14 protein-coding genes and 1 pseudogene are annotated in these 14,479 nt (G+C 35.7%); 5 read left to right on the top strand and 10 right to left on the bottom strand.

The annotated features are described in order from the left end of the window. The first annotated feature begins 407 nt into the window (after positions 1-407). Positions 408-608 carry a hypothetical protein gene (locus AC3G7N_RS11815; protein WP_489422359.1) on the top strand — a complete coding sequence of 67 codons (201 nt, stop codon included), beginning with the start codon at positions 408-410 and terminating at the stop codon, positions 606-608. A 104-nt stretch (positions 609-712) separates the two neighbouring features. On the opposite strand, the gene AC3G7N_RS11810 is transcribed toward AC3G7N_RS11815, so the two are convergent. Further along, the gene (locus tag AC3G7N_RS11810; RefSeq protein WP_489422358.1) at positions 713-1,048 is read right to left on the bottom strand and encodes a hypothetical protein; all 336 of its coding nucleotides are present in this window, start codon (positions 1,046-1,048) and stop codon (positions 713-715) included. 181 nt (positions 1,049-1,229) lie between these two features. Between AC3G7N_RS11810 and AC3G7N_RS11805 the strand changes: the two are divergent. After that, positions 1,230-1,799, top strand: a pseudogene (locus tag AC3G7N_RS11805) (IS3 family transposase); the annotation flags it as partial. A gap of 190 nt (positions 1,800-1,989) precedes the next feature. On the opposite strand, the gene AC3G7N_RS11800 reads toward AC3G7N_RS11805, so the two are convergent. The 9 genes from AC3G7N_RS11800 to AC3G7N_RS11760 are packed head-to-tail and all read right to left on the bottom strand — an operon-like array spanning position 1,990 to position 13,298. Further along, positions 1,990-3,378, bottom strand: a complete 1,389-nt coding sequence (locus tag AC3G7N_RS11800; protein ID WP_489422357.1) for a glycoside hydrolase family 1 protein — start codon at positions 3,376-3,378, stop codon at positions 1,990-1,992. A gap of 53 nt (positions 3,379-3,431) precedes the next feature. Continuing rightward, a complete protein-coding gene (locus tag AC3G7N_RS11795; RefSeq protein WP_489422356.1) occupies positions 3,432-4,313 on the bottom strand; it encodes an ROK family protein in 882 nt (293 codons plus the stop codon). A gap of 36 nt (positions 4,314-4,349) precedes the next feature. Continuing rightward, positions 4,350-5,789 carry a glycoside hydrolase family 1 protein gene (locus tag AC3G7N_RS11790; protein WP_489422355.1) on the bottom strand — a complete coding sequence of 480 codons (1,440 nt, stop codon included), beginning with the start codon at positions 5,787-5,789 and terminating at the stop codon, positions 4,350-4,352. A gap of 14 nt (positions 5,790-5,803) precedes the next feature. Next, entirely contained in the window at positions 5,804-6,844 is a 1,041-nt protein-coding gene (gene uxuA, locus AC3G7N_RS11785) for a mannonate dehydratase (protein ID WP_489422354.1), read from the bottom strand. 35 nt (positions 6,845-6,879) lie between these two features. Next, positions 6,880-8,436: a response regulator transcription factor gene (locus AC3G7N_RS11780; RefSeq protein ID WP_489422353.1), complete on the bottom strand. Its 1,557-nt coding sequence runs from the start codon at positions 8,434-8,436 to the stop codon at positions 6,880-6,882. A gap of 5 nt (positions 8,437-8,441) precedes the next feature. Further along, the gene (locus AC3G7N_RS11775; RefSeq protein WP_489422352.1) at positions 8,442-10,187 is read right to left on the bottom strand and encodes a sensor histidine kinase; all 1,746 of its coding nucleotides are present in this window, start codon (positions 10,185-10,187) and stop codon (positions 8,442-8,444) included. Between the two features lie 33 nt (positions 10,188-10,220). Then, positions 10,221-11,075: a carbohydrate ABC transporter permease gene (locus AC3G7N_RS11770; protein ID WP_489422351.1), complete on the bottom strand. Its 855-nt coding sequence runs from the start codon at positions 11,073-11,075 to the stop codon at positions 10,221-10,223. A 15-nt stretch (positions 11,076-11,090) separates the two neighbouring features. Continuing rightward, entirely contained in the window at positions 11,091-11,966 is an 876-nt protein-coding gene (locus tag AC3G7N_RS11765; RefSeq protein WP_489422350.1) for a carbohydrate ABC transporter permease, read from the bottom strand. Positions 11,967-12,023: 57 nt separating this feature from the next. Beyond that, positions 12,024-13,298 carry an ABC transporter substrate-binding protein gene (locus AC3G7N_RS11760; RefSeq protein WP_489422349.1) on the bottom strand — a complete coding sequence of 425 codons (1,275 nt, stop codon included), beginning with the start codon at positions 13,296-13,298 and terminating at the stop codon, positions 12,024-12,026. Between the two features lie 272 nt (positions 13,299-13,570). Between AC3G7N_RS11760 and AC3G7N_RS11755 the strand changes: the two genes are divergently transcribed. Genes AC3G7N_RS11755 through AC3G7N_RS11745 form a run of 3 tightly spaced genes read left to right on the top strand, consistent with a single transcriptional unit; the run spans position 13,571 to position 14,419 of the window. After that, a complete protein-coding gene (locus AC3G7N_RS11755) occupies positions 13,571-14,035 on the top strand; it encodes a hypothetical protein (protein ID WP_489422348.1) in 465 nt (154 codons plus the stop codon). Positions 14,036-14,052: 17 nt separating this feature from the next. Next, a complete protein-coding gene (locus AC3G7N_RS11750) occupies positions 14,053-14,253 on the top strand; it encodes a hypothetical protein (protein WP_489422347.1) in 201 nt (66 codons plus the stop codon). Positions 14,254-14,293: 40 nt separating this feature from the next. Continuing rightward, complete coding sequence (locus AC3G7N_RS11745; RefSeq protein ID WP_489422346.1) at positions 14,294-14,419, top strand: tyrosine-type recombinase/integrase; 126 nt, start codon at positions 14,294-14,296, stop codon at positions 14,417-14,419. The last annotated feature ends 60 nt before the right edge of the window (positions 14,420-14,479 follow it).

Below are 14,479 nucleotides of genomic sequence, written 5' to 3'. Positions count from 1 at the left end.
TAACTTTCATCTACTAGGTTCACCAACCATTATATATATGCAGCTTGTAATAAAGTTTGATCTTTTTCTCTTTGTTTTGCTATGCAATCGTTAGCAATAGGTAAGCGTTTAAAAGTAAAGGAACTATTCATATATCCGGAACAATTTAAAACTATTTTCTTTCACGTTTATCTAGTCAATAATTAGGTTTGAATGATAAATCAATATATAGTGTTAAATGAGGTAATATTTACTATATATTGAATATACTTTTAATTAATGTTAGAATATATTTACAAAGGTGGTGAAAAAATGAAAAATAAAGGTATTGGAGACTTTGAAAAAAAGTTAGACAAGTTAGGAAAAATACTAAAAGAATAGATGGTGATAATCAAATACCATTTAAGGATTTATTTAATCCAAAGTTTATGGCAACATACACTCAATTTAGTACTATTGACTTGTTTTTTGATGCTTCACCTTTTAGGCTTGAAACCCAGAATGACCTAGATGCTATTCCTGAACATCAATTGGATATATTCGTATCCCAAAATTCTTCATTTAACTCTTGGCATGACATGAAGGTTGAAGCTGGAAAAGAATGGACTATAAGAAAACTAGGTTTTTAATACTTAATCAGGGTGATCAAATCATCCCTCTTTTAATTTTTTAATTAGGCATAATAAAAACAGCCCTTAATTATAAGGACTGTTCGAAACTAAAACTCTACATATCATTTCATTACGGAAATAGAACTATCATGATAAAATGTTCTCTTGAAAATTAGATCAATTGTTTTAAATGTAATATAATGATTATTCTCATCTACAAATGCTAGATTATATTTAAAAAAATCCTTTCTGTCACCATTATGCACTGAACCATTTCCATTACCTGTCCCAACTCTAAAATGTGGTGTAATCTTAACCTTATCTGGTTCTCCTGCATCAATTTCTAACCATTGATCTCCTATCTTTAATAACCCCAAACCTTCATTAGAAAAGTTGATTGAATAAAAGTCACTGCTACCCAACTCTTCTTTTATTGGTTTAATTAATTTGATAAACATCTACTACAAAATCCAAAACTTCTTTGTTAGCATTCCTGTAGAACGTTAAATTTAAGGTTTGAAAAAAATAGAGCCCCTCGATAAGATGAATTTACACACAAACAAATCAACTTAGGAGGAAGCTCTACATGAAGTATAAAATGCAGGTATGGGGTATCTAACGAAATTCTAGGATTTCCCCTTAATCTATGACTTCATCTACAAGCACCGACACGAATTTCGTGTAGCGAAGATGTGCGAAGTATTAGGTGAATCCAAAAGTGGCTATTATGTTTGGCTTAATCGACCAAAAAGTGAACAGAAAAAGAGACGAGAGCGTCTTACAGCACGCATTAAACGTATTCACTTAGAATCCAGAAAAATCTATGGAAGTCCTAAAATTACTAAGACATTGAACACACAGGGTATTAACGTATCCCAGAAGACTGTGACACGGATCATGAAGGAGAACCAAATTTGATCTAAAACAATGAAAAAATATAAAGCAACAACGAACTCAAAGCACAATTTGCCTATTTATCCAAACTTATTAAATCAAGAGTTTAAAGTAGACCATCCGGGACAAGTTTGGGTCGGTGACATCACACATATTTGGACAAGCGAAGGCTGGTTGTATTTAGCCTCTATTATGGATCTTTATTCACGTCGTCTTATTGGTTGGGCTATGGGAGAACGAATGACGAAGGAACTTGTCATAACTGCTTTAAAGCGAACAATGGTCACACAACCACCAACAAAAGGATTGATTCACTCTACCACATCAATATCATCTGGTCCCAGTTCCGCCTCCTGATAAGCTCTTTTTCCCGATTCGTACGTGGCCGGAATACCTTTTAATAAAACCTTCTACCAGCTCGGGAGTATAGCTAGATCCCCCACCAATAGTTACTACTTTAATGCCTTCCATTTACATTTCCCTCTCTATAGTGTGTAGCAGGTAATTAAAAACCATTGTTGTTTGATACTTCTGCAAACCATAACGCACTTTTCTTAGCTGTTCTTTCTTTTGTTTCAATATTAACGGAAAAAAATCCGTACCTATTTTTGTAGGCATTCATCCAAGACCAGTTATCCATAAACGTCCATAAATGGTACCCTTTTGCATTACATCCTTCTTGAATAGCCTTATGCAGCCATTCAAGGTGACCTTGAATAAATTCAATACGATAGTTGTCTTCAATTCTATCATTTTCAATAAAACGGTCTTCATCTTGAACACCCATCCCATTCTCCGAAATAAATGATTCAATGTTACCGTAGTTTTCTTTAAGATTAATCATGATATCATAAATTCCTTTTTCGTAAATTTCCCAACCTCTATACGGGTTCATTTTTCGTCCTGGCATTTCATAATTATCAAAGAACCAGTCAGGCATAAATGGGCAATACGGATTAGGTAAACTGTCTTTCGCCTTGACACGCCTTGGTTGATAATAGTTAACACCTAATAGTTCAACTGTATTATTTTTTAATAATTCTACATCCCCAAACTCCGTATCAGGAAGCTGACCGTGTTGCTCTAACAGTTCAATTAGTTCCTGTGGGTATTCCCCTTTTACAACAGGGTCTAGGAAACTTCTATTGAAAAATAAATCACAAATATTAGAAGCTTTTAAGTCTGCAGGGTTTTGACTTCTCGGGTATGAAGGAGTCAAATTAAGTATAATACCTATTTTAGAGTCATTCTGGTCAAGCTTGCGAAAAACCTCTACAGCTTTCGCATGAGCAATTATAGTGTTGTAGGCAACTTGAAAAGCTCTCTTTGCATCAACCACATTAGGATAGTGGAAATCATAAAGATATCCACCTTCAACAGGTACGATTGGTTCATTAAAAGTAAACCATTTTTTCACGCGGCCCCCAAAAAGTTCAAAGCTTTTGCGAGCATATTCTACATAAGCGTCAACTACTTCTCTATTTTCCCAACCACCTTTATTTTGCAATTCCAGTGGCATATCAAAGTGGAACAAGTTAACGAATGGTTCAATATCATTAGATAGTAGTTCTTCAATTACATTATTATAGAAGGTAACAGCCTCTTGGTTTACCTTTCCTTCTCCACCCGGAATTAATCTAGACCATGAAATAGACAATCTAAATGAATTATGTCCAATCTCTTTTATTAAACGGATGTCATCTTTGTACCGATGATAAAAATCAGATGTTGTTTCTGGTCCTACTCCTTCAAAAAAGCGGTTAGGTTCCTTGGCATACCAATGATCCCAAATATTTAGTCCTTTGCCACCTTCCGACGCAGCACCTTCCATCTGTGTTGCTGAAGCCGCGCTTCCCCACCAAAATCCTTCTGGGAATTTATGCTGTATTTCCATAAAAAAAATACCTCCCATATATTGTTCAATTAGTTTTACTAATCTCTTATACTTTAGTTATTCCTTATAAAGCCATATACAGCCCCTAGAATATTCGCATTTTGACGAAACTTACATGTATCTATTTTCGGCTTCACTTTGGCAAGAGGAATAAGGTCTAGTATTCTATCAAGTTTTTCATTTATATGATCAACTAAATCTTCTCTTGCACTAATTCCTCCACCTATTAATATCACTTCTGGATCATATACATATTGCAGGTTGTAGATACCTATAGCCAACAAGTGATAAAAACGATCCAATGCATCAATACAAACTTGATCACCTGCTTCAGCTAATTCAAAAATTCGCTCACCAGACAATGATTCTGGTTCTATCTGCTTTAAATGAGCGACTCGTTTAACTAACGCCTTAGTAGATGCAATTCTACTCCACACATCATCGCTACTTTCAAGGTCAGTGCTTAGTAACATGTACCCAAATTCACCGCCATGCAAGTTAGCCCCTTTATGCAAAGAACCATTTTTGATAACAGCTCCACCAATTCCTGTTCCAATTACAATAACAAGTACATCTTTCCTACCCTTTGCCGAACCCTTCCAAATTTCCGCATACCCAGCACAATAGGCATCATTTTCTAAATAAACGGATTGCCCCGTCCGTGCTGCAATCAATTCTTTTATGTTTGTTCCATGTATATACTGAATTGCACTTGAGCCATAAATGAATCCTTCATTAGATACAGCACCTGGAGAACTAATTGCAATCCCTTTCGTATTTTGGTTTTCTTTGCTGATTGTTTCTATCAACTGTACTAGTTCATCTAATGTTTTTGGTGTTTTCACTTTGTTTTTTTCTACTATTTCCGCATTTTCTCCCACTACACCATACTTCACAAAAGTTCCACCGAAATCGAAAGCTAAATATTTTTTCATAACTACACCCATTCTTATTGACTTTACTAAGAATAATTATTTGTTTATGGCATCATTTTTAGCATCAAATTCCCTTGTTTCGATGACCTGTTTATACCAATAAGCAGATTTTTTCAGACTGCGGTTTCGGTTATCTGCCAGATTTATTTCCACTAATCCGTACCGATTTTTAAATGCATTCATCGGTGACACACAATCCGAAAATGCCCAGAGCATATACCCAGTACAATTAACCCCTTCCTCTACTGCTTTTAGTAACCACTTTAAATGTTCACTGATAAAATCGATTCGATAATCATCCTGAATGATATTCTCTTCATTTTTAAATCGGTGTTCGTTTTCTACACCCATTCCATTTTCTGCAATGAACCATTCGATATTTCCATACTCCTCTTTCATACGGATGCCCATATCGTACATAATTTGCGGATAAATCTCCCAACCACGGTATGGATTCATTTTCTTACCTGGAAGCTCAAATTTTTCATAATAATAAGCTGGGTGGAAAGGAATTCCCTCATTCCATGCGGACGTACGTGCTTGTACACGGTGTGGGAAGTATAAATTTAATCCTACATAGTCCACCGTGTTTTCTTTGATGACTTGCAGCTCTTCTTCTGTATAATCAAACGTAATATCATGCTTATACAGTAGGTCAAATAATTCTTGCGGATATTCCCCTTTAATTGCCGGGTCTAAGAATGTACGGTTAAAAAGTAGATCATATATTCTAGCAGCTTCCTGATCATGTGGAGCTGTAGATCGCGCATAGGTTACCTCAGGATTTAAAATAACACCAATTTTAGCACCATATTTTTCTTTTAATTCTTTTTCTTTAAACAGCTTAACAAGTCTCGCTGTCGCTAGGCCTTTATTATAATTCCACTGCATCCATTTTTTCGTATTTTGTTCAAACGGCCACCGGATCGCATCTAAGTACACCCGCGTTTGGACAACGACAGGTTCATTGAATGAAAACCAATGCTTGACGCGATCACCAAAGCGATCAAACACTTTTTCTGCATATGTAATAAATAACTCCAGTACATGCTTTGATTCCCAACCGCCATACTTTTCAAATAACTCGGCAGGAACTTCATAATGTTCTAAAGCAAACATTGGCTCAATTCCATTGGCATGTAACTCATTGATAACATCATCCACATAGCTTGCATACTCTTCATCTACTACTCCATTTTCATAATCAGTTAAGAAGCGTGCCCAATTAATTGACGTGCGAAAATGGGTAAGACCTATTTCTTTCATTAACGCAATATCTTCTTTATATCTATTTCTAAAATCAGTAGCAACTGCTGGTCCATAACCATCGTGCCAAACATGCTTGTTATTCTTATACCAAAGGTCAAGGTAAGAATCCTGTGAATCCTTTTTTCCTGACCAACCTTCTGTTTGCCAAGCTGATACCGCAGCACCTATAATGAAATTTTTCGGTACATTAACTTTTATATTTTCCATAATAGTTGTCCTCCTTAGATTTTTTTCAACGTTTCCCAGATACCTAGTAGATACATTGCTCCTAGACCCCTGTCATACAAACCATAGCCAGGTCTCCCAGTTTCTCCCCAAATCATTCTTCCGTGATCAGGTCGGATGAATCCGTCAAAGTCATTTTCGTGATAGGCTTTCAATATGTCTACCATATCTAAACTTCCAGTTGAAGTATAGTGGGCTGATTCTTCAAAATCGCCATTTTCAAAAATCTTTACATTTCTCATATGACCAAAGTGAATTCTTTTTTGCTTAGAATATTTTCTTACTAAGAATGCGACATCATTTTTACTGCTGCATCCAAGTGAGCCACTACACAGTGTTAACCCATTTGCAGGGCTATCATATAGCTGTAAAAACCGATCAAGGTTTTGTTCATTCGTTATGATTCTTGGAATACCAAATATACGCCAAGGTGGATCGTCTGGATGAATTGCCATTTTCACATCACATTCTTCTGCAACAGGAATAATCTCGTTTAAGAAATAAGTTAAATTGTCCCATAGTTGTTCTTCACCAAGATCTTTGTATTGAGCAATTAAACCCTTTAGCTCATTATGTGTGTATGAGGCATTCCACCCTGGTAAAGATAAATGATTCGTTTCTGGATCTATATCTGTTAACTGTGATTGGTAGTAGACTAACGCTGTCGAGCCATCCGATAATTCTTTATCTAGTTGTGTTCTTGTCCAATCAAACACTGACATGAAATTATAACAAATTACAGAAATACCCACTTTAGCAACATTACGAATCGTTTCTTTATAGTTATTGATATAATAATCTCGTGTAGACAGCCCTAGTTTTATATCCTCATGTACTGGAACACTTTCAATTACATCAAATGCCAATGATTCGGACTCAATTTTACGCTTTAACGAATCAAGTTTTGATAAAGGCCAAACTTCCCCTACAGGTACATCATAGATAGCACTAACAATCCCATGCATTCCAGGTAGTTGTTTAATCTGCTTTAACGTAACCGGATCCGACTCACCATACCACCTAAAGGTCATCTTCATGGTATTCCCTCCCACCCCCTTTTTGCTAAAATAACTTATTCACTTTTAACAGTAGTGAATTTTCTGAATTTTGTAGGTGTCATTCCTGCATATTTCTTAAAGACCCCGACAAAATATTTATACTCATGAAAACCAACTTGTTCAGCAATCTCACCTACCTTAAAAGGAGTTTCAGCAAGTAATTTTTTCGCTTCCTCTACCCGCATATGATTGACGTATTCATTGAAATTCCTACCTGTTTTCTGTTTAAACAGGGAACTAAAGTAATTTGGTGATATATTGATTACATCAGCAACTTCCTGTGCCTTGATTTCAGACTTATAATAAGACTTAATATAGTCGATTGCCCTCTCCATTAACCAATCCTTACTCTCAACGTCTTTTAAATTAAACGCGTAAATCACTTTTTCAATATCCTGTTCAAACAATTCCTGTAACAGATCATAGGAATCAAACAAAAGAAAATCAATACTCTGGTTAAAATGAAAAGGAACAACTGCCGATTCCTTTTGCAAAAGGTTACTCAATCGATTGACCACCTTGTTCATTATTTTACTACAAACGTTAACGATTTCTTCCAATAAAAATTGGTTTACTTGCAAGTAGTTAAATAACTGGTTCGTATAATCTGATATTCCCCTTTGGTTAAATTGAACAATGGATTCGGTCAAGTTATCTTCTAGTTGTATCGGATACGAATAATTGGCTTCGCTTAACTTTTCCACAGTTGAATCAATAACCATCTGTTCCGTATTTATTGGAAGATATTTCACGTTCTCAATCAATAGATTAGTAGCTTGATTAATGTTCTTAACTTCGGTACTGGTTTCGTGTAATATAAACAAGATTTGATTCGATTCCATTTCATTCGCAAGGGGAACAAAATCTCCCACCAACAAATTGTTACGATCATCCTTGACACAAGTAAGTAACATATTTTCACTTAGGAATATCGAAATAGTCGTCAATCCCTTAGATGCTAAATGATCAACCACTGCGTTTTTCCACTGAAGTTTAAACGAATTCAATTCCTCTGGATCCATGTTTTTTGTAATTTGCATATAATTTTTTACCATCGTTAAAAATGGGTAAATCCTTTCGTGTTGGAACACTACTAACTCCTCAGGGACTTTAATAGGATAATTAAAAACTTGATGATAAAGGGCATTCATTAAATTTGCGTGTTGATAGTGCTCGGTTTCCAGTTGTGTTTTTTTAAATTCACTCGTTACTTTTCGAACAACTTTCAATAATTCATCAATATCAACTGGTTTTAATAGATAATCATGAACACCCAATTGTATTGCCTGTTGCGCATATTTAAATTCGTCATACCCACTAATGATAATAACCTTCGTTTCAGGGTAATTTTCAGATAGATAGACTGATAATTCAAGACCATCTTTGTTTGGCATTTTGACATCTGTAATGACCAGGTCGATTCCTTTGTTTTTAGTAATCTTTGCAATGGCTTCATCACCATCATATGCTATATCCGTGACTTCCAAATCATGGTCATTCCATGGAATAGTAGTTGCTAATCCACGACAAATGATTGGTTCGTCATCTACAATTAACATGTTAAAAGTCATTCAACTCACCTGATTCTAGTGTCATTAATATCATGACTACTAAGGATTGGAAGTGTCAGGCGGATCCAAGCGCCCTGTTCAGAGGCTATTCGCTCCAGCCCAAACGTATCTCCAAAAACAATTCTCATCCGTTCTTCTAAATTGCTCATTGCATAACCTGTCTTTTGCCCATCTTCTATTTCATTTGCACGATTTGGAAAGCCCCGCCCATTATCGATAATATCGATCTGAATCTCTTGCCCTACTTTGTAACAGCGAATATATATTTTCCCTTGTCTTGTCAGGTCTTTAAAACCATGTTGAATACTGTTTTCAACAAGGGGCTGTACTATTTGCTTAATCATATATGCATTCCTTAGTTGATCATCATAAAAGATAGTAAAGTTTAAACGTTCTCCCATTCGACTTCTTTGTAACTCCAGATAGTTATAAATATACGTGATCTCTTCTTCCACCGTAACCCACGTTTTTCCCATATTTAAATTCATACGAAAAATCTTTGAAAGTCGCCCAATTAACTGACCAGTTTCTAACGCGTTTTCCATCCTTGCCGTCCAACGAATCATATCGAGTGTATTATAAAGAAAATGCGGGTCAATTTGGTTTTGCAGTGCTTTAAGATCCGATTCTTTTTGCTTTATTTTCAACTTATATTCGATGTCAATGTATTTCTGAATCATGACAACCATCTGGTTAAATCTCATGCCTAGTTTACCAATTTCATCCTTGGAATTTATCGTAACCTTTGCCGTAAAATTTCCCTTTTCAAGCTGTTTCGTTTGCTCCGTGAGCTCAACAATTGGCTTAACATGCCACTTATAGAATCCAATGAATGCAACAACACCTAGTACCGAAAGTAAAACAACCATAATAACAATGAGAGTTCTAACATCATACAAACTATTTACTACCGCATCTTGATTAACCATCACGACAGATATCCAATTGGTTCCTTCTATTTTTTTCTTTACAATTAGAAATGTATCTCCATCTTTTTCATACGTAACCGTGCGCTTCTTACTATTCATAACTAAGTCGGCTACATTTGAATCTGGAAATGGTTGTCCAACTAGTGAACTATCTTCATGCAGAACAACATTACTCTTGTTGGAAATAACAAAATAATTACCTTGTCGAGACGGATCTGCTTCAATTGATTGATAGAGATGTGCTTCATTAAGGCGAATGTTTATATAACCAATTGGTTGAGAGATATTAATAATATTATTAATAACCCTCGTCATGCTGATAACTGTATGTGTTCCAGACCAGTCACTAACCACTTGATAAGAGTTACTCCAGTTGGGCGCCCCTTGTTTCTCAACTGCGTCCTCCTTTAAATGCCTTTCATTTGTTGAGACAGGATTACCAAAGTACAGGGAACTGCCCTCTTTACCTGTCAACTTAATCGAATCAATATACTCATAGCTCATCAACTGGAAGGTAAAATATCCACGAATCGCTTCTTCCGCTCGTCTGATTACCTGAACATCCTCTTTCGGAGTAGTAAAAAAGGTCCGGAAGCTCTCGTCATAAATCATATAAGAGGACATATTCTCTATCCCCTGCATAATAGCTGTAAGGTTTTCTTCATTTTTTTCAAGTCTTGATCCAATATTCTGTTCAGCCTGATTTTTAAAGGCCTCGGTTGCCTGATGATAGATTAAGAGACCAAAAAGAATAATAGGTAGTGTGATTAAAACTAGAAATATGGTTACAAATTTCTTCCTTAAACTTAAGTGACGAAACATATGCATCAGCCTTTTACATTTACTACCTCTATCTTATCCTTTTACAGCACCTGCTGTCATACCTTTTACAATTTCTTTTTCCAACAGTAAATAGAAAGCAAGAATAGGTACTAATGACATTGTTAAACCAGCCATTTGAGCCCCATAATTGGTTGTAAATTGACCAGCGAAGCTAGCAAGACCTAATGGTAGTGTTTGTAATGCAGGATCATTTATTAGAACAAGTGCAAAAGAAAATTCATTCCAGTTGTAGATGAAATTTAGGATAAGAACCGTCGCTAAGGCAGGACGAGTCATTGGCAAAATGATTGACCAGAATACCCGAAATATTCCACAGCCGTCCATGATGGCAGATTCCTCTATATCTTTTGGAAATGCCTTCATAAAACTGGTCAAAATAAAAATTGTAATCGGTAAATGAAAAGCTATATATGGAAATAGTAATGTTATAGGAGTGTTTAACAGTCCTATATTTCTCATTAAAATAAACATGGGTACTAATGTTGCGTGAATCGGGATCAACATACCAAAAATGAAAAAGGTATAAACGATTTTGTTCATTTTAAATGTAAATCTTGATAGGAAATACGATGTTATTGCTCCTATCAATACGGTGATGATCGTTGCACTAACACAAATAAATATGCTATTGGTAAACAAGGTACCTAAGTCCGCAGTTTTCCATGCATTGATATAGTTATCAATCACAAACTCATGAGGTAATCCAGACTGATTGTTAGCAAACTCTTGCTTTGACTTAAACGAGTTGATGACCATCCATAGAATCGGATAGGCATTTACAATTGCAAATATAATTAATAAGGTGTAAATAATTGGGTTTTTCATTCTAAACTTCCTTACTCTTCCTGAATTCTTCACGGATTCCATATGAATTCCTCCTCCCTACACCATCTTTTTCCCTAATAGTTTTGTCACAGTGTAAATTAAAATTAAACTAAAGAAGAAAATAACTACTGAAACAGCACTACCATATCCGTATTGCAGCTGACTGAATGTCTCATTGAACATATACAATGCCATAACGTCAGTCGAATGGGCTGGACCACCGTGGGTCATTACGTAAATTAAATCAAATGTTTTAAGACTACCAGCAATACATAAAATAACTGCCACAATAATGGTGTCCCAAATCATTGGTACCGTTATCTTCCAGGTAGTTGTCCATTCAGAAGCACCATCGATTTTTGCTGCTTCTATTACTTCCTCCGGTATATTCTGTAACGCAGCCAGGAAAATAATTAAATACAGACCTACAAACTGCCAAATAACTACAACTAAAACAGAAATCATGGTCAAATTGGTATCACCTAACCAGTTCTGCGCAAGTTCACCAAGGCCAATTGCTCTTAGAAATTCATTTATCAAGCCATTTTCAGAGTTATAAATCAGACTCCATGTCAACGAAATGACAACCGTTGATAGTACAACCGGCAAAAAGCCAATCGTACGAAAAAATTTTAAACCTTTAATTTTTCTATTTAACAGTAGCGCAAAAAATAATGCGATAGGCACTTGACCAAAAACGGATGCCAACACAACATAAATATTGTTTTTCATTGAATTCCAGAATAATGGGTCCTGGAAAAGTTCAGTGAAGTTCCTTAATCCCACAAATTGCATTTCAGAAAATCCATTCCATTCCATTAATGAATAGTAAAAGGATTGAAGAATCGGCAAAATTGCAAAGACAAGATAAATAAGTATTGCAGGTAATAAGCCAAAAATAATGGCTATTCTTTTGTTTCTAGCCGCATGCATAGTCTCCCCCCTTGATAAGTACAGGTTGCCAATAATTTGGAAAACTGTACGTTTAAATTATTTGGCTTCTACATTTTCCTGCATTTCAGCTGCAAGTTCTTCCGGGGTCTTTTCACCAATCGTAATCGACTGCAGACCGTTGTTAATAATATCAGTTAATTCAGGTGTTAACACTGCATCATAAACCGGTGCTAATCCACCCTGTGCCAATTTATTAGCTTCTTGGAATACCTGTGGAATGTCTTCGCCCATTTCTAAATCTACAGGGACAATAATGTTCGCTTCTAACAGTTGCTGGTACATTTCGTCATTGTAGAAGAACTTCAAAAATTCAAATGCTGCTTCTTTTTTCTCCCCGCTCAGCTTACTATTAAGTGCGATACCACCACCAGCAACACCTGCAATCTTCCCTGGATCACCTTCTCCTTCAGCAAAAGTTGGGAACGGTGCAACACCAATGTTATCAATGTCCTTTGAGCTTTCTAAGATTGGTCCAATTGCCCATGAACCAGCAAAGTGCATCGCAGTTTCACCGGAAATAAATTTGTTTCTAGCTTGTGCTTCATCTAACGTGTTCATATCTGTGTTAAACGCATTTAACTTAGTTAGTTCTTCAATTACAGCTAATGATTTAATAAACTGCTCATTTTCAAAAGTACCTTCACCGCTTAATACATTTGGTAAGAAATCGCTTCCAGTAAAGTGATCAGCAATCGTTGAAATATAAATGGATTGAAGTGGCCAAATTGATTTATTCCCAAGTGCAATTGGTGTAACCTCTTGATCATTTAGTGCTTTAATTAGTGATTTTAATTCTTCATATGATTTAGGGAATTTTTCAAAACCTGCTTCAGAAACTAATTTCTTGTTATAGAAAATTAAACTTGTTTCGCTAATATTTCCTGGAATTGCATACTGTTCTCCATCAACCGCATAGTCTTTCATAATGCCTTCAGGGATATCCTTCCAATTATCAGCGATTTCATTTAATGAAAGAACCGCTCCTCCTTTTACTAATGGAGCAAGTCTTGCCCCTGGCCATACACGGAACATATCCGGTAACTGTTTACCAGCTGCTTGTGTTCTAAGCTTTGTTTCATACTGATCATGTGGAATTGCTTCAATTATCACTTCAATATCATCATGTTTCTCATTGAACTTTTTCACCATATTCTTATAAGCTGTATTCTCAGGACGATCTTCTGTCCAGTCATTCCAAACTGTTAGCTCAATGACACCACTTCCGGATGCCTCTTTGCTTTCTCCGCCACTACATGCAGCTAAACCAAAAAGTGCTACGATACTAAAAAGCATAAGTGCAAGCTTCTTCATATTAATATCCCCCTTTTTTCTTAAGCGCTTACATGTATTGTAACTGCTTACATTATTTAAAAATATACTACTTTTCTATAGAATCATCCGAAAACTTATGATTTTGAATTTTAAGTAGATTTATTTGGAAGCCAGAAGAAACTTACATTATACTATCCCAATATTGACAGCCTGAAGGTGAATTTAGATAACAATTTAAAAAAGCCAACACACTAGCACCACCTCCTGTATTAAGGGCGCTTGATGCGATTGAGGTAAATTCTATATCTGATTTGTGCGGACTAACCCATACAGCATCTAAACAGATTAAAAAGTTCTTAACCAGAGGCAAGAATGAATATAATATACATTATGCCGAGGACAACCCGATACGAATACTATTTGCTGCTTTTATCAAACAGAGGGAGGACACAAACCAAACGGAGAAGATACCTATTATAACAACAAGTAAGTGCCCAAATTGCAATACTGGTGTTTCAGGAAAAACATCAAATTATTGTATCATTTGTGGTGTTTACCTGATAAATAAATGCACGAGTCTTAATATAAATGATGATGATGATTATAAGCAATCTATCAAGTGGCATAATCATGACGAAGGTTGTGGTGAAATACTTGAAAACAATGCTAGATTTTGTCCAAACTGTGGTTCAACATCAACGCTTTTTGAAGATGGACGACTAAAAAAATGGGATTCATCACCTCAATTAATTGCCGTTCCATATAGTGAGGATTAGTAATTGGAGGATTGATCATGGCTACATTCAGAAAACTAAACAGTGGCAGATGGCAAGCACGGGTCTTAAAGGATGGTAAACAAACCAGTATTGGTTCTTTCCGCTCGAAAAAAGAAGCTAAAGTTAAGGCAAGTGAAGTCGAAGAAAGGCTTTATTATGGCTATACGTTAACCGATAGGGAAATTTTGTTTAAAGAAGTAGTAAGAGTGGTTATATGAACACAAAAAGACATCCGTAAAAGAATCAACATTCCATCAATTGGAGGTCATTGTTAAACTACATATTCTACCTTATTTTGAAAAAAAACGCTTAATGCACATAAAAAGACCAGAAATAAAAAGATGGCTAAATAAGTACCATGGAATGAAGGATGATAATGATTGAAATTGTTATTCTTTCGGGTCAAGATTGAAATATTTATCCGTTTTAAAAAGCATTTTTCAT

It is taken from the genome of Virgibacillus carmonensis (genome assembly GCF_057836705.1).
Note: the sequence above shows the minus strand (reverse complement) of the source record. Positions and strands in the feature narration are given on the sequence as shown.